We start from the raw sequence: 15,351 nt of genomic DNA, 5'->3' as shown, positions 1-15,351 counted from the left end.
ACAACTCAATTTTTTATATGAAATCCATTTTTACTTATGCCCTTTTAGCAGGTGTGGTAGCGATGTCATCCTGTAAAAAGGATCGCAACCAACCTGAAGAGGAGACAACAACGCTCGCGAAAATTGCGCCAGACGGGTTTAACTTCAACACAACCAAAAACGTTACGTTGAACCTAGCCCTTAAAGCTAATAACGACGAGGCACTGGGCGGCGTAGTTGTAAGCGTTTATTTGCCTACCAATACCGGCGATCCGATTTTTAAAGGTGTAACTAATAGCAGCGGTGTGCTGCAAGGTGTAGTTACGGTGCCAACATCAGTTACCAAATTGATTATTGACCCGGCTTATCTGGGTGTAATGCGTAACGCACAGGCAGCTATCTCGGCCGGTAATACCATCACCGTTACATTAGGCGGTAAAGACGGCTACACTGGCGATGTAATTGCCGATGCTGTTAACAGTTCTGCTTCTGCAACAGGCTTGAGCCAAAAAATTGCCGGCTTTTTAGCTACTGAATATAGCTACCCTGGTTCATATAGTGCTTCTACTGCTTTTACTAATACATCAACTTTCCCAAGAAGCTTAGGCCGGCCGGTGTACCTGGAAACTACACCTGATGTAGTTGATGCATCATTGCTGTCTTACATCAATGCCTCATTGCCTGAGGGAAGCAAAGTGAGTGATAAGCACCCAGAATACCTTTCATCAAATGCTGTTTCAACCATCAACGTGGTTAAAACATCTGACGTGTACATTACTTTTGTGGCTGAAGGCGCTGGCTATCAGAGCGCTTTAGCCTACTATACTTATAGAACGGGTAACCCGCCTTCGAGAAGTAGTGGCGGAACTATTGTTGATGGTATCGATAAGATTACTTACGTATTTCCTAATGCATCGGCCTATGGTTCGGGCGGTGGCTTAAAAGCCGGCGATAAAGTAAAACTGGGCAACTTTGATGCAGGCACGTCTATTGCCTTTGTATTATTACAAGATGCTTGGACTGGTAGCGGTGTAAGTACCAGTGCGCAAAAGTTCTTTAGCGATAATGGATTTAACCCGGAGAGCAACAGTACTTTGCGTAAGCACTCCGTAATTTTGTACGATGATGTTCATAACCTGTATTTAACTGGTTTTGAAGATTGTAACCGTCAATCAGCAAGCGCTAATGTTAATGGCTATACATCAGACGAAGACTTTAATGACCTGATATTTTATACCACTTCAACAGTAACCAACGCTATATCTAACTCAGGCGTTACTGTAATTGATAAGGGTGGCGACACCGATGGTGATGGTGTGCAGGATGAGCAAGATGCTTTCCCTACCGATCCTACTAGAGCTTATGTGAGCTACTACCCGTCAGCCAGTACTTATGCTAACATTGCTTTTGAAGATAACTGGCCTAAAAAGGGTGATTATGACCTGAACGATTTGGTAGTGAGCTACCGCTACACCTTTATTAACAATGCCAGCAACCAAGTTGTTAACTTAAAAGGTGAGTACAGCGTAGCCGCATCAGGTGCCTCATTCCACAATGGTTTTGGTGTGCAGTTACCGGTTGCAGCAGCTGCAGTAAGCGCAGTTACCGGGCAACAGGCTCCTAGTATTAATAAAGCCAGCAGCGGTGTAGAAAGCGGTCAAAGTAAAGCGGTAATTGTTCCGTTTGACAATCATGAGAATTTGATTAGAAACCCCGACGGTGCTTACTTCATCAATGTGTTATCAACCAAAGATAAAGTAACCAGCAGCCTTGCTACCGTAAACATTACCTTTACTTCTCCGGTTGCTGCTGCCAACCTGCAAGTGTCGTCTTTCAATCCGTTCCTTATCAGTGATATGCGTCGTGGTTATGAGATTCACCTGCCAGGCTTTGCACCTACCGATAAAGCAACTAACAGTTTGTTTGGCACCGACGATGATGCATCTGTACCAGGCAGCGGTAAATACTACATATCGAAAGAAAACTGGCCATGGGCTATTGGCTACAACGGTACGTTCAATCATCCGTTTGAGCTGCAGCCAATTAACGAAGCTTACCTGCATTTCTCAGAATGGGCAACTTCTGGCGGTACCAGCTTTACCGATTGGTATAGCAATACCGCAACCGGTTATCGTAATTCGGCCAAGATTTATAATAAGTAATTGGTTTAACTGATTAACTAAGCGAAGCCGCCCTTTACAAGGGCGGCTTTTTTGTGTTATAGAAAATAAATTGCAGCAAAAGTTCTTGCTGCCGCTTAATATAACGGTGTTGATATTTTTTGTTGTCTGTTATGATTTACATGGGTACGTAAGATTCCTTAAGGAAAATAAGCGCAGGTATGTCACTGCACCCAGCAGGGGATGGCGCGGTGGTGGGTGTTGCGCTGGCTCGGCTATGCGCCGGGAGCAAACGAGTGAGTAACAACAATTAACTTAAGCATTGTGATAACAATAGTAGGCTTTTAAATGTCCATGGGCTGAGATGACCAAATTACGCTCGCATAACCTGTTGACAAGAAGTGTCATTAGAAACAAACATGAGGTTGTTGTCATCCATATTGTTAAATTTATGGATAAGCCGTAGTTACAATCAGTTGATGTAAGGGTCGTTCTGATGTTAAAGCTGGCCGCTAAGGCCTGTTTAAACGCTTTAGGAGCGTAGTTGTTGTTTTGGTAGGTGTGGGCCGGTGGTTCTGCTTTGAGAGGCGGCAGCGCCATCATAACGCTATAAGGTATTGCTCAGGTGAACATCGTGCATGGGTTTTGATTAGGCAGGAATATCTTGCTACCTCATTATGAGCTGGCCTAAAACAAAAAAAGCCGCTCAAGGAGCGGCTTCAAAACTTATTGAGTTACTTATTCAATAACAGTTACCTTCAGCATGTTGGTTTTGCCTTGGTTTGAAATTGGCACAGCTGCGGTGTTGATAACCACATCGCCTACTTCAATTAGATTTTCACCTTTTAGTATGTTATTTACATCGCTGATGGTTTCGTCGGTGCTGTCCAGCTTGTCATAATAAAAAGCTTTAACACCCCAAACCAGGCTAAGCGCGTTCAGTAATTGCTTATTCGAGGTAAAGATGTAAGTATTAGCTTTTGGCCTGTGGCTCGAAATTTCGAAGGCAGTGTAACCCGAGAAAGTCATCGATACGATGCCTACTGCGTTGGTGTGCTGTGATAAGTGAACGGCAGACTCGCAAACGGCATTGCTTAAATAATTTGGATGACTATTGTCCTCGTATACATCTTTAGGCGCATTAAACGGATAGCCGCGCTCCTCAACGTTACGTACAATTTTAGCCATGGTCTCAATAACAATTAGCGGAAACTCACCTACAGATGTCTCGCCGCTCAACATCACTGCGTCCGCACCGTCAAGTACGGAGTTGGCTACGTCGTTCACCTCGGCACGTGTTGGGCGTGGGGTAGTAATCATGCTCTCTAACATTTGGGTAGCAACAATTACCGGTTTTGAAGCCGCACGGCATTTACGGGCAATCATTTTTTGTAACAGAGGCACTTCTTCCAAAGGCATTTCAACACCCAGGTCACCACGGGCCACCATTACACCGTCGGTTGCGGCAATAATATCGTCAATGTTGTCAATCGCTTCGGGCTTTTCAACCTTGGCAATTACCCGGGCCGCCTTTCCACTACGGCTAATAATACGTTTTAATTCTACAATATCCTCTCCTGTGCGTACAAATGATAAACCAATCCACTCTACATCATTTTGCAATGCAAATTCCAGGTTGGTTAAATCTTCTTCGGTTAAGCTGGGGATAGAAACTTTGGTGTTGGGCAGGTTAACACCCTTGCGCGATGTTAAAATGCCGCCATGTATGATTTCGCAAAGAACGTTATCCTTACGGTTGGTTTCAATTACCTTAAGTTGCAGCTTTCCATCATCCAATAAGATGATTTCGTTAGCTTGTACATCCTGCGGAAAAGTATCATAGGTGATGTAAATGTTATTTTCATCGCCTATGGCTTCTTTAGTAGTAATATTAATGTGCTTGCCGTTTACCAGGTGGATACCGCCGTCTTTTACCAGGCCAATACGGATTTTCGGGCCTTGTAAATCGGCCAGAATAGCGATATTGGTTTTGTGCTGCTCATTAATTTCGCGGATCAGATCAATCGTTTTCTGGTGATCTTCTGGTCTGCCGTGCGAAAAATTAAGGCGGCAAACGTTGACCCCGGCTTTAACCATCGCTAATAATACATCCTTTTTAGACGAGGCCGGGCCCATGGTGGCCACAATTTTAGTTCTGTTGTAAGATAATTTCATATGTTGGTTTTATCTGGTCGTAGTTAAAATGTATGGTGATGGTGTAAAGATTACACTTTCAAAATTTGCGCTAAAATAATAGATTTTCACGTGATTTTATCTTTTTAGGTTCAATCTTTACGGCGGCCATTATTTCCGGTATACGATTTAACAGGCTTAAAATGTTATTTAAATCGGTTTCGTCAATAAAGTTTTTGATCATAAAAAAATAATCAACCTCGCGCATTTCGGGTATTAAAAGGCCCTCAGAGCCCTTATTGGCAATAAAATAAAAATCGGTTTCGGTGGTTTCCCACTGGTAATGGTATATCGAAAAGTAGGCTGGCTCGGTGGTGCTTTGGTAAATGTCAACCGCTAATTCGGGTTGTTTTTTAAAATCAAAGTTCAGATACTTGTTAATAAAGTGACAAACCCGGTAGTCTTTTAAGGGGGTATTGATCGCTATCAGGACGAAGTCAAGATCGATCTCAAACTTTAAAACCTTTTTTGTCAAAACTATATTAGATATTTTTGCGCTGTAAAGCTACGAACTGAAACCGTTGCAATAAAATTTTGTTGTAACCAATGCTAAGATTTTAGATTTGATATTTAAGTAAATTTATTTTTCTTTGCACAGAATTTTTATTTAATCATTTTAACATAGATTATTATGTCTGATATCGCTTCAAGAGTAAAAGCAATCATCGTGGAAAAATTAGGTGTTGACGAAAGTGAAGTTACGCCTGAAGCTAGTTTCACCAACGATTTGGGTGCTGACTCATTAGACACCGTGGAACTGATCATGGAGTTTGAAAAAGAATTTAACGTAGCTATCCCTGACGATCAGGCTGAAACTATCGGTACTGTAGGCCAGGCTATTGCTTACCTGGAAAAAAACGTTAAATAAGAACTCCCTCAAAAATATTAGATGGAGTTTAAACGAGTAGTAGTAACCGGGCTTGGTGCGCTTACTCCGATTGGTAATTCGGTTTCAGAATATTGGAACGGTTTAATTAACGGGGTGAGTGGCGCTGACTTGATTAAAAGTTTTGACACCACGCACTTTAAAACAAAGTTTGCGTGCGAGGTCAAAAATTTTGATGCCGATGCTTTTCTGGGCCGCAAAGATGCCCGTAAGCTCGATCCTTTTGTGCAATACGCTTTATACTCCACCGAAGAGGCGGTTAAAGATGCAGCATTAGATTTTGATAAGCTGGATACCAATCGTATCGGTGTAATTTGGGGCTCGGGTATTGGCGGCTTAAAAACATTTTTGGATGAAGTGGTAAACTTTGCCAAAGGTGATGGTACGCCGCGCTTTAACCCTTTCTTTATTCCAAAAATGATTGCAGATATTGCCCCAGGGCATATTTCTATCAAATATGGATTAAGAGGGCCTAATTTTACAACGGTATCGGCCTGTGCGTCATCCAACAATTCACTTATTGATGCCTTTAACTACCTTCGTTTAGGTAAAGCTAACATGTTCATTACAGGTGGTTCTGAAGCCATTATTAACGAGGCCGGCATTGGTGGTTTTAACGCCATGCATGCGCTGAGTACCCGTAATGATGATCCGGCAACAGCTTCGCGTCCGTTTGATCTGGACCGCGACGGTTTTGTAGCAGGTGAGGGTGCAGGAACAATTATCCTGGAAGAGCTGGAGCACGCCAAAGCACGTGGTGCAAAAATTTATGCCGAAATGGTAGGCGGCGGCATGAGTGCCGATGCTTATCACATGACGGCACCGCATCCCGAAGGTTTAGGCGCTGCCCTGGTAATGAAAGCCGCACTGGAAGATGCTAACATGACCCCCGCCGATATAGATTACGTGAACGTTCATGGTACGTCCACACCTATTGGTGACCCGCAGGAAGTTAAAGCAATTACACAAGCTTATGGTGATGAGGTTTACAGGATCAACATCAGTTCAACCAAATCCATGACCGGGCATTTGCTTGGTGCTGCTGGTGCGGTTGAAGCTATTGCAGCCATTTTGGCTGTGAAAAATGATCTGGTTCCGCCAACCATTAACCACTTTACCGATGATCCGGCTTTTGATCCGCGTATTAATTTTACTTTTAACCAATCGCAAAAACGTGTAGTGAGAGCTGCACAAAGCAATGGTTTTGGGTTTGGCGGTCACAACGCCTCAGTGATATTTAAAAAATACGAAGAATAATTATTCGTTTTTGATGCCTATCAGCCGGTTATATAAGCTTTACTTATCGCCTCACCGTAAATACGTAAAAACATTAAAGAATTTGCTCGGCTTCGTGCCGGGCAATTTGTCTTTATACCGGTTGGCATTTCGGCACAAATCGGTTGCGCAGTCTATTAAAAAGGGTGTTAAGAACAGTAACGAGCGGCTGGAATTTTTGGGCGATGCCGTTTTAGGTAGTGTAGTGGCCGAAGTGTTATTTAAAATGTACCCTTACCAGGATGAAGGTTTTTTAACAGAACTGCGATCCAAAATTGTAAGCCGCAACAATTTAAACCAGTTGGCCCGTAAGCTGGGTTTCGATCAGCTGATACAGTATGATAACCGCATGGTAAACTCTACCCGCCAGAGCTCGCTTTTTGGTGATGCTTTTGAGGCGCTCATAGGTGCGGTGTATTTGGATAAAGGGTACGACTTTACCAAAGGTTTTCTCATCAATCGCATTATTAAAACGCATATTGATATTCATACCCTTGAGCAAACCGAAACTAATTTTAAAAGCAAGCTCATTGAATGGTGCCAGCGCCACGGCAAAGATGTGATGTTTGAATTAGCCGAAAACCAGGATGGTGAAAGCAGTAAACTATTTACCGTACAGGTAAACGTTGATGGCGAAATTATGGGCCTTGGTAAAGAATTCAGCAAGAAGAACGCCGAAAAGCTGGCGGCTGAGAAAGCTTGTGAAGCGTTAGGAATTTAGCAGTTACCTCAATTTGAACTCCTTTGTGCCAGCGTTTTAAAGTTATAGCTACGTTACATCTTATTGATTAACTGGTTTCTCTTTCTCCGTTAACGAATTTAGCTTAGGTAAACGCTTAGCTTGTTTGTAACCGGCAAAAGAGGTGTTGATAAACTGGATTAGTTCGTAATCATTCCACTTCAAAATTTCGGGGTACGGCGGGTTGTAGGCCAGCATAAAGGGCTTTACATCTTCGTCGGGTAGTTGGGTTATGCGCTTAACTAAGTCAAACGTATAGCGCTTGTTAACTTCGGTCTGCTCGTTTTCGCGCTTCATTTGTGCCGCAAAGTGGCGTGCGCGTCCGGGTTCTTTGCCAAACAACTCATATACCCCTGTGAGCGGTGAAGAGAGAAAGGAAAGTGCCGGTGGCTTGCCGTTATAATAAATGCCTTTACTGCGGTAGGTGTCCATAACCTCTTGTTGTTCCTGCTTGCGTGTTTTGCCTTTTACTATTACGCTTTCCAGTTCAAGCGCTGGCACCATGTACACCATCATATCTCTTTGAATGCCGGCAACCAGTTTTTGACTGGTGAATCCAGCTTTGGTAAACAGCAAAGTATCGCCAAGCGCTGCCGCAATACTAAAAGTGCCTATATCGCTGCTAAAAACGATGGAATGGTGCCGCAGGTTAGTTACACTTACCTGTGCAGCCCTATTCATGGTTTTATTGTTAAAAATAATACCGTTTAATGGTTGCTGCGTTTGCGAAAAAGCCAGGCCGGGTAGTAAAGCCAGTAATAGGCTAAAGGTTATCCAAGTAAAAAAACGCTGCAGTAACTTCATGTCTTATTACAAAGTTACGGTTAATAAAACGGTCCATCTGTTAAAAATAGTTAAGCTTTTCCTACTATGCGGTTAAGATATTTAACTACTCGCCGGTCAACTACTTAGCATTTCCTAAAAAACGCTATCTTTGCACATGATAAAATCCATGACAGGGTACGGCATTGCAACCCACGATGCGGGCGGCACCAAGTACACCGTTGAGATCAAATCCCTGAATAGCAAATTCCTGGAACTATCGTTAAGAATTCCTAAGGCTTTTTCTGAAAAAGAATTTCAATTACGCACCGAGTGCAACAAGCAAATTGAACGTGGAAAAGTAAACTTATCCATCAATGTGGAGCAAACCGGTTCGGCCGTTAAAGCTGCCGGAATTGATACTGCCCTGCTAAAACATTATTACGAACAGTTAAAAGCCGTAAGCGCCGAATTGAACGAACCGGCAGGTAACCTTATGCAACTGGCTTTGGGCTTGCCCGAGGTAGTTAAATATACCGAAGAAACCATCACCGAAGAGGAGTGGAAAGCCGTAGACAGTACGTTTAAACAAGCTTTGTCAAACTTTCAGCAATTTAGGAGTGATGAGGGTAACGTATTGCAGCAGGAAGTAACCGGCCGCATTCAGGTTATTATGGACAACCTGGCACAAGTAGAAATTGAAGACCCCAAGCGCGTCCCCCTGGTACGCGAGCGGCTTAACCAATACCTGGCCGATGCTGTTGGAAGCGAGAATGTTGACCAGAACCGCTTCGAACAGGAACTGATCTATTACATAGACAAGCTGGATGTTACCGAAGAAAAAGTGCGTTTGAAAACACATTGCCTCTATTTTTTAGAAACCTTGCAAAGCGCCGATGCCAATGGTAAAAAGCTGGGCTTCATTTCTCAGGAAATTGGCCGGGAAATTAACACCTTAGGTTCAAAAGCTAATGATGCTGGCATGCAAAAGTTGGTAGTAGGCATGAAAGAGGAACTTGAAAAGATAAAAGAACAATTATTAAATGTGCTATAGTTATTAAGTTACAGGGTTATTAAGTTGCTAAGAAAGTAGTTTAGTGGCCCATCTATTACCTAATAACAAATAACTGAATAACTAAAATGGGTAAACTGCTTATTTTCTCTGCTCCGTCGGGCGCTGGTAAAACTACTATTGTGCATCACCTGCTTTCTAAATTTCCGGAGCTAGAGTTTTCCATTTCGGCTACTACCCGCGAGGCCCGGGGTGATGAAGAACATGGTAAAGATTATTACTTTATTAGCCAGGCAGAATTTTTGCACCGTATTGCCAAAAAGCAGTTTGTGGAGTTTGAAGAGGTATATACCGGCACATTTTACGGCACCTTAAGGCAGGAGATTGAGCGGATTTGGAAAAAAGGGAAAACCGTAATATTTGATATCGATGTAGAAGGAGGCCTCCACCTTAAACGCAAATACCAGGATCAGGCCCTGGCTATATTTGTACAGCCGCCATCGCTCGAAGTACTTAAAGAACGCCTTACTGGCCGGGGTACTGATAGCCCATCCAAGTTGCAAGAGCGGTTTGATAAGGCTGAAAAAGAATTGAACTATGCGCCTAAGTTTGATGTAATCCTAAAGAATTACGATTTGCATACCGCGTGTCAGGAAGCTGAGCAATTGGTTGGTGATTTCCTGAACGGATAAAACTTAACTGCAGAATTGCAGTTATTCTCCATTGCTATATTGACGGTAATTGAGTAATTTAACTGCAAACAGAGTAGAAATGAAGATAGGCCTGCTTTTCGGTTCGTTTAATCCCATCCATATTGGTCATTTAATTATTGCGAATTATATGGCTAACTATACCGAACTGGATAAGGTATGGCTGGTGGTTACGCCGCAAAACCCATTCAAAAAATATGGCGGCCTCATTAATACTTATGATCGTCTTGAAATGGCCCGCCTGGCTACCGATCATGCCGATAACCTGGAAGTTAGCGATATAGAAATTAAGCTACCACAGCCATCCTACACTATTGATACGCTTACTCACCTCAAAGAACAATACCCGCAACATGAATTTGCTGTAATTATGGGTTCAGACAACCTGGCCAGCTTACCTAAGTGGAAGAATTACAAGCTCATTTTACGCGATTATAAAGTATACGTTTACCCACGGCCTGGTTATGAAAACGCAGAGCTGGCTTCGCATCCATCCGTAACTATTACCATGACGCCCCTTATGGAACTCTCGGCCACTTTTATCCGCCAATCTATTGCCCAAAAAAAGAACGTGCAGTACTTTGTGCCCGAGCCGGTACTAAGGTTTATTGAGAGCAAAAATTTGTACAGCTGATTTGTAGGTAGAAAACAAGATTAAGGTTAAATTAGCAATCTAAGTAAACTCTGTTTGTCGAAATTGTGCTAAGTAGAAGTCCTCGTCCTTGATTCTTGGCTCTTCACCCTTCCTTCATTATCTTTGCACTTGTGAGCGAGAAAACCATCCTGAAACTGCAATTGCCTACTGACCCGCGTTGGGTAACTAACGTGGTGGAAAGCAATATTGAAGAAATTTTGACTGATCATGCTTTTTGTGAGCAAAAGGCAGCCAGCAATGCCATTACTCTTATTGTGCAAAACCCAAACCTGAGCGATCTGGTGCAGGAAATGGCGCTGCTGGTGCAGGAAGAAATGGACCATTTTAAGCGTGTGCATGATATTATACTGGCGCGTGGCTATGTGCTGGGCCGCGAGCGTAAGGATGATTATGTGGGCGAACTATTAAAATTTCTGAAGAAGGGTGGCAGCCGCGAAGAACAGCTGATTGATCGACTGTTGTTTGCTGCCATGATTGAGGCGCGCAGTTGTGAGCGCTTTAAAGTTTTGTCAGAGAATATTAACGATGCTGAGCTGGCCACCTTTTATCATGAGCTGATGATTAGTGAGGCCACCCATTACACAACCTTTATTCGCCTGGCTAAAAAGTATGCCGGCAAAGTTGATGTAGATTCCCGCTGGACAGCCTTTTTAGCCTACGAGGCCGAAGTGATAAAAAATTACGGTAAGAAAGAAACTATACACGGGTAAAGGCTCCTTCCAACCCTCTCTCCAAGATAGGGCTTTAAAAGACTAATATTTAATTAGATATAAAAATGTCTTTTAAAGTGTATGCGGAGAGCTCTTTCAAAGCAATCAGTTTATCCGCGGAAAAAGATTTCCAGTAATGTTGGAGATGACAGCCATGTAACTTGATTAAATAATACGCTCATCTGGGAGGCACCCTGCTACGTTTTCCAGGTAATTCTTCATCATTTCCAAATCAACTACATCGTTAACAAGCCCTATGTGCATATCTGGGCGTATAATTATTGCTTTGCTTTGCCCGGTACGAATCTCAAAAGCATCGAACACCTGCTGGTTTTTTACCGAAGGCGGAAGATGAAAAAAGTTAAGCCAGCCGTTGTAGTTCTGTGTAATCCATTTGGCTAGGCTAAATACATAAAGTTCCTGTAATGGCCCCATGGTTATCAACGTAAAGCCCGGCTTACTGCACCAGGCATGCAGATCGGTCTCCTGCTGCTTTTTTTCGTCATACAGCTTTAAATAAGGCAGGCGGTCGCCGGCTTTAATAGTTTTTAACTGGCTTAGGTGTAGGCTTAAGCTACTGTGCTGGTAACTGATATCGGTTTGAGAAATGCGCTTAAAAAACTCGAACCGGCTCTTTTGATTCAGCCAGGCCCGCTTTAATACAAGCGGTAATATAAATTTCTTGAACAGGCCCGCCATCAAATTGCGCGACATTACCATTTTAAAAGCCCTGTCGGTAGTTTTGAGCAAGTTGCGGGCTACCGGCATGCGCTCAGTTGCGTAAGTGTTTAACACTTCAGCTTTTAGCCGCTTGTTTATAATGCCTGCAAGTTTCCATGCCAGGTTGTAGGCATCCTGCAAACCGGTATTCATACCCTGTCCACCCACCGGCGAATGTATATGGGCGGCATCGCCAATTAAAAAGCAACGGCCCAAGTTAAATTTTTCGGCCATGCGATGGTGTAAATGGTAGGTGGTAAACCAGGTACATTCGTTGATGTTTAATGGCTTGCGCACTTTCTCATTCAAATTAGGCAATACATCTTCAAACGTCAGGTCTGCTTTGTTCAATAGATCATTGCTTATATTACCTACTACGCGGTAGGCGTTTTTTTGTGGCATGGGGAAAAAGCCGGCAAATCCTTTTTGTGTTAAAAATAGGTTCATAAAATCCTCATCACTATCCAGCACCAAATCGGCCAGGTAGAACTGGCTGGGATAGGTATCGCCGGAAAAAGGGAATTGTAATTGGTGCCTAACGGTACTGTGTGCGCCATCAGCACCAATCAGCCAATTGCAAATCAACTTATATTGCTGCTCCTGGTTGTCAAGCGTTACGCTAACTACACCCGTTCCTTGTTGAAGCGAAATTAAGCTGGTGTTCCAGTAAACCGGGCAACTGTTTTGCGTGAGATAGCCAAGCAACGCGCGTTCATTTTTACTTTGTTCGTAAATATGAATAAATGGGAACGGGGTAAAGCCTTGACCTGTATCTTTTATAGCGAAGGTAGCTTTAGCTTGCCCATCATAATTAAAATGTAAGCCCGACGCCTGCCTGCCGCCTTTAATAACCGGGTCAATAATACCCAACTGTCGGTAAATCTCTAACGAGCGGGCCTGTACAGCCAATGCCTTTGATTGATGCGTAGGACCCTGACGACTGTCAATAACAACCGGTTGTATGCCATAGCGAAGCAGCTGAGCAGCCATCATTAATCCGGAAGGGCCGGCACCTATAATGAGTACTTGGGCGGGGCCCTGTGCAACAGGCGTCATATAACTCAAATATGGTCAGAAAAATTCGACTATGCGTTAAAACTGTACAACAAAACACAAGGTCGGGTTCCTGCTGTGGTATTCCAGTTGGTTTCAAAATTATGCTGTTCAAACACTGATATGACTTGCTCGCCAATGGCAATTGTATTCTCATCATTGCCATCAGGAGCACCCCAAATGCCTAAATATAATTGGCTGCTCCGTTTAGCGGTGTTTAAATCCTGCCGGGTGTAAAAGCAAAAGCCAGTTATATCCTTGTTGTTCTCACGTTCATGAAAAAGTTGCGAACAGTCTGCAAAAGCATCTGATTGCGTATAACCGGCGTCTGCTAACGCAATAATGTTCATGCCGTTTAATTCTTCAAACACTTTGTCAATAGCTTTTCGGGCCTTGTTCCATGTTGCTGAGCTCATTTTTACAGGTTCGGGCTCTGGTTCGGGCTCCTGTAATGCCACGCCGGTAATTTGGCTCAGTAACTCCTGCACTTCTTCCATCATTGCATTCCGCGTAATATGGTTACCATGCTTATCGCTAACGTCAGCATTCGCCCCGGCATCAATCATAAACTGAACCGGTGCAACAAAAGGCGAAAATTCGGCTAACAAAAAGAGAGCCGTTCTCCCGTCGCCGCTTTTTGCTTCTAACGGACTGCCTGCTTCTATTAGCGTTTTCAGGGTTTCTATTAAGTTAGATTCATCTTTGCATGAATTGCTGCCCGCAGCAGCACATTGTAATGCGTTAAAGCCATACTCATTCATTAATGATAAATCGGTATCTGCCGTAATCAGCTGTTTTACTTTAATGGGGTCACAACTGCGGGCGGCTTCAAATAGGTTTGGCAAATGATTGTAGTTATGCTGAGGCATGAAGCTAGTTTTAATAAAGCAAACGCACACCTCTCTTAAATGGTTTTGCGACCATCAAATAGTATACAGCTGTTACCCGCTAATTGCAGTATTACACCACTGCTTTTACGATTTATATAGCAAAAATATAGTTGGCTTTTTATGTAAATCAGGTTGTTGTTGTTTCCATTGGGCAACGGTTTGTGTTTTTACAAACTCATCGGGTGCAGTAAGGTTACAGGCAATGCATAGGCGGGTAGATGGCTTACAGGTTTTGAGTATCTCATCTAACAACGGGTTATTGCGAAAAGGCGTTTCAATAAACAGCTGTGTTTGACTCAAACGCTCCGCTTGGTTTTCCAGATCCTTAATACGTTTACTGCGTTGCACTTTATCAATAGGCAGATAGCCATGAAACGTAAAGCTTTGCCCGTTAAAGCCCGACGCCATTAGAGCCAGCAATATAGAACTTGGCCCCACCAGCGGTACCACTTTGATGCCCTTGCGGTGTGCTTCGGCCACAATATCGGCACCTGGATCGGCAATGCCGGGGCAGCCGGCTTCGCTCATTAAACCGGCATCTTTACCGGCAAGGAGGCCGGTGAAAAAGTCTTTCAGGTCATTGTTGCGCTGGTGCTTGCCATAATCATGTACAACAAGCTGACTTTGAGGAATAATTAAACCGGCCAACTTTAAAAATTTGCGGGCAGTTTTTTCGTTCTCAACAATATACTCACTTATCTGGTTAATAGTATGTACCAAATAGGGCGTAAAGGATTGGGCCGCGGCATCATCAGCAAGCGGAACCGGGATTAAGTAAAGTGTTCCGGCAGGCATGGTGCAAAGTTGGCTTTTTTATTTTTAAATTAGGTAACCTTAAAAAAGTTAGCGTATGAAATCATTAAGCAAGAACTGGTTTATTGAGGGAGCAATTGATTTTGAACACAAAAAGTACGTTTTATTAGGCTACCTGCAAGAGATAAACCGGCATTTCGATAAGAATCATCTGTACCCAAACCTAGCCGATCTCATATTTCATTATAATAACTTGCTTGAGTTTAAAAACAACAAAACTGTTTTACAGCATAGTTTTCCACAACGGCTAAGTAAGGCGGATTTTGAGGCACTGAAGCTTACTTACCAAAGAATGGTGCAGGATGATGTCACAATGAATGAGATAGAGCACATTATTGGTTATGCTATGCGTAAAATGGACCCTGCCATACAAACCGGCAAACAGATTTACGATTTTGTAGAGAGCTGCCTCGATATTGACCCGGTAGGCGTAGTGCCGCTTTTGCCCTATAACGGCTACTTCACCCTACGCAATGGCAGCCAAAAAACCAACTGGGTTTACGAGTACCAGATTACGCTGTTTGAGAACGCAGACGACAAATACCGGGGCATACACATTAGCCTGGTAGATACCTTTGAGCCTAATTTTGTAAACACCCCAGAGTCTATTAAACTGCAACTGATCAAAAACCGCAAACACTTACCAAACCCGGCCATGTACCATGTACAAAGCGAAATAAGCTTTCCGCTGGAAGAAACGCTTTTACCGGTTGCCAAGCGCAGTTTGGTAAGGTATATATCAGATGCAGCATAGATAATAATGAGCGGGGTTTTAAGAGCGGGTTTGGTCAGTCGATCATAAACAAAAAATGTCATCCCGAACGATAGTGAGAA

15 protein-coding genes are annotated in these 15,351 nt (G+C 43.2%); 9 read left to right on the top strand and 6 right to left on the bottom strand.

The features are described 5' to 3' along the window. The first annotated feature begins 17 nt into the window (after positions 1-17). Positions 18-2,141, top strand: coding sequence for an LruC domain-containing protein (locus ABDD95_RS21965; RefSeq protein WP_345949506.1), 2,124 nt, complete (start codon positions 18-20; stop codon positions 2,139-2,141). 696 nt (positions 2,142-2,837) lie between these two features. Here ABDD95_RS21965 and pyk read toward each other — a convergent pair. Further along, a complete protein-coding gene (gene pyk, locus ABDD95_RS21960; RefSeq protein ID WP_345949505.1) occupies positions 2,838-4,274 on the bottom strand; it encodes a pyruvate kinase in 1,437 nt (478 codons plus the stop codon). Between the two features lie 70 nt (positions 4,275-4,344). After that, positions 4,345-4,767, bottom strand: coding sequence for an IPExxxVDY family protein (locus tag ABDD95_RS21955; RefSeq protein WP_345949504.1), 423 nt, complete (start codon positions 4,765-4,767; stop codon positions 4,345-4,347). 156 nt (positions 4,768-4,923) lie between these two features. Here ABDD95_RS21955 and ABDD95_RS21950 point away from each other — a divergent pair, with 156 nt between their 5' ends. Genes ABDD95_RS21950 through rnc form a run of 3 tightly spaced genes read left to right on the top strand, consistent with a single transcriptional unit; the run spans position 4,924 to position 7,174 of the window. Next, the gene (locus tag ABDD95_RS21950) at positions 4,924-5,160 is read left to right on the top strand and encodes an acyl carrier protein (protein WP_008508386.1); all 237 of its coding nucleotides are present in this window, start codon (positions 4,924-4,926) and stop codon (positions 5,158-5,160) included. Between the two features lie 21 nt (positions 5,161-5,181). After that, on the top strand, positions 5,182-6,435 hold the full coding sequence (gene fabF, locus ABDD95_RS21945; protein ID WP_345949503.1) for a beta-ketoacyl-ACP synthase II: 1,254 nt from the start codon (positions 5,182-5,184) through the stop codon (positions 6,433-6,435). A gap of 13 nt (positions 6,436-6,448) precedes the next feature. Beyond that, on the top strand, positions 6,449-7,174 hold the full coding sequence (rnc, locus tag ABDD95_RS21940; RefSeq protein ID WP_345949502.1) for a ribonuclease III: 726 nt from the start codon (positions 6,449-6,451) through the stop codon (positions 7,172-7,174). Between the two features lie 60 nt (positions 7,175-7,234). Here the strand turns inward: rnc and ABDD95_RS21935 are convergent, their stop codons facing one another. After that, positions 7,235-7,996 (bottom strand): hypothetical protein, encoded by a 762-nt coding sequence (locus tag ABDD95_RS21935; RefSeq protein WP_345949501.1) that lies wholly within the window; start codon positions 7,994-7,996, stop codon positions 7,235-7,237. Positions 7,997-8,132: 136 nt separating this feature from the next. Between ABDD95_RS21935 and ABDD95_RS21930 the strand changes: the two genes are divergently transcribed. The 4 genes from ABDD95_RS21930 (at position 8,133) to ABDD95_RS21915 (ending at position 11,041) form a co-directional block, all read left to right on the top strand. Continuing rightward, positions 8,133-9,008 carry a YicC/YloC family endoribonuclease gene (locus ABDD95_RS21930; RefSeq protein WP_345949500.1) on the top strand — a complete coding sequence of 292 codons (876 nt, stop codon included), beginning with the start codon at positions 8,133-8,135 and terminating at the stop codon, positions 9,006-9,008. Between the two features lie 86 nt (positions 9,009-9,094). Then, on the top strand, positions 9,095-9,658 hold the full coding sequence (gene gmk, locus ABDD95_RS21925) for a guanylate kinase (protein WP_345949499.1): 564 nt from the start codon (positions 9,095-9,097) through the stop codon (positions 9,656-9,658). 79 nt (positions 9,659-9,737) lie between these two features. Next, positions 9,738-10,310 (top strand): nicotinate (nicotinamide) nucleotide adenylyltransferase, encoded by a 573-nt coding sequence (nadD, locus tag ABDD95_RS21920; protein ID WP_345949498.1) that lies wholly within the window; start codon positions 9,738-9,740, stop codon positions 10,308-10,310. A gap of 131 nt (positions 10,311-10,441) precedes the next feature. Continuing rightward, positions 10,442-11,041, top strand: a complete 600-nt coding sequence (locus ABDD95_RS21915; protein WP_345949497.1) for a tRNA-(ms[2]io[6]A)-hydroxylase — start codon at positions 10,442-10,444, stop codon at positions 11,039-11,041. Between the two features lie 165 nt (positions 11,042-11,206). Here the strand turns inward: ABDD95_RS21915 and ABDD95_RS21910 are convergent, their stop codons facing one another. The 3 genes from ABDD95_RS21910 to ABDD95_RS21900 all read right to left on the bottom strand — a co-directional run bounded on the left by ABDD95_RS21910 (position 11,207) and on the right by ABDD95_RS21900 (position 14,499). After that, positions 11,207-12,817, bottom strand: a complete 1,611-nt coding sequence (locus ABDD95_RS21910) for an FAD-dependent monooxygenase (RefSeq protein ID WP_345949496.1) — start codon at positions 12,815-12,817, stop codon at positions 11,207-11,209. Positions 12,818-12,846: 29 nt separating this feature from the next. Further along, positions 12,847-13,683: a hypothetical protein gene (locus ABDD95_RS21905; protein ID WP_345949495.1), complete on the bottom strand. Its 837-nt coding sequence runs from the start codon at positions 13,681-13,683 to the stop codon at positions 12,847-12,849. 105 nt (positions 13,684-13,788) lie between these two features. Further along, entirely contained in the window at positions 13,789-14,499 is a 711-nt protein-coding gene (locus ABDD95_RS21900; RefSeq protein WP_345949494.1) for an SAM-dependent methyltransferase, read from the bottom strand. A gap of 55 nt (positions 14,500-14,554) precedes the next feature. Here ABDD95_RS21900 and ABDD95_RS21895 point away from each other — a divergent pair, with 55 nt between their 5' ends. Beyond that, positions 14,555-15,271 (top strand): hypothetical protein, encoded by a 717-nt coding sequence (locus ABDD95_RS21895; RefSeq protein WP_345949493.1) that lies wholly within the window; start codon positions 14,555-14,557, stop codon positions 15,269-15,271. The last annotated feature ends 80 nt before the right edge of the window (positions 15,272-15,351 follow it).

The sequence above is a fragment of the Mucilaginibacter sp. PAMB04274 genome, assembly GCF_039634385.2.
Classification (GTDB): Bacteria; Bacteroidota; Bacteroidia; order Sphingobacteriales; family Sphingobacteriaceae; genus Mucilaginibacter.
The sequence above is the reverse complement of the archived record's forward strand: the minus strand, read 5'-3'. Positions and strand labels throughout refer to the sequence as shown.

Coding starts and splice junctions, on each gene's coding strand:
- ABDD95_RS21965 (WP_345949506.1), top strand. CDS start 18: ATGAAATCCATTTTTACTTATGCCCTTTTAGCAGGTGTGGTAGCGATG.
- pyk (WP_345949505.1), bottom strand. CDS start 4,274: ATGAAATTATCTTACAACAGAACTAAAATTGTGGCCACCATGGGCCCG.
- ABDD95_RS21950 (WP_008508386.1), top strand. CDS start 4,924: ATGTCTGATATCGCTTCAAGAGTAAAAGCAATCATCGTGGAAAAATTA.
- fabF (WP_345949503.1), top strand. CDS start 5,182: ATGGAGTTTAAACGAGTAGTAGTAACCGGGCTTGGTGCGCTTACTCCG.
- rnc (WP_345949502.1), top strand. CDS start 6,449: ATGCCTATCAGCCGGTTATATAAGCTTTACTTATCGCCTCACCGTAAA.
- ABDD95_RS21935 (WP_345949501.1), bottom strand. CDS start 7,996: ATGAAGTTACTGCAGCGTTTTTTTACTTGGATAACCTTTAGCCTATTA.
- ABDD95_RS21930 (WP_345949500.1), top strand. CDS start 8,133: ATGATAAAATCCATGACAGGGTACGGCATTGCAACCCACGATGCGGGC.
- gmk (WP_345949499.1), top strand. CDS start 9,095: ATGGGTAAACTGCTTATTTTCTCTGCTCCGTCGGGCGCTGGTAAAACT.
- nadD (WP_345949498.1), top strand. CDS start 9,738: ATGAAGATAGGCCTGCTTTTCGGTTCGTTTAATCCCATCCATATTGGT.
- ABDD95_RS21910 (WP_345949496.1), bottom strand. CDS start 12,817: ATGACGCCTGTTGCACAGGGCCCCGCCCAAGTACTCATTATAGGTGCC.
- ABDD95_RS21905 (WP_345949495.1), bottom strand. CDS start 13,683: ATGCCTCAGCATAACTACAATCATTTGCCAAACCTATTTGAAGCCGCC.
- ABDD95_RS21900 (WP_345949494.1), bottom strand. CDS start 14,499: ATGCCTGCCGGAACACTTTACTTAATCCCGGTTCCGCTTGCTGATGAT.
- ABDD95_RS21895 (WP_345949493.1), top strand. CDS start 14,555: ATGAAATCATTAAGCAAGAACTGGTTTATTGAGGGAGCAATTGATTTT.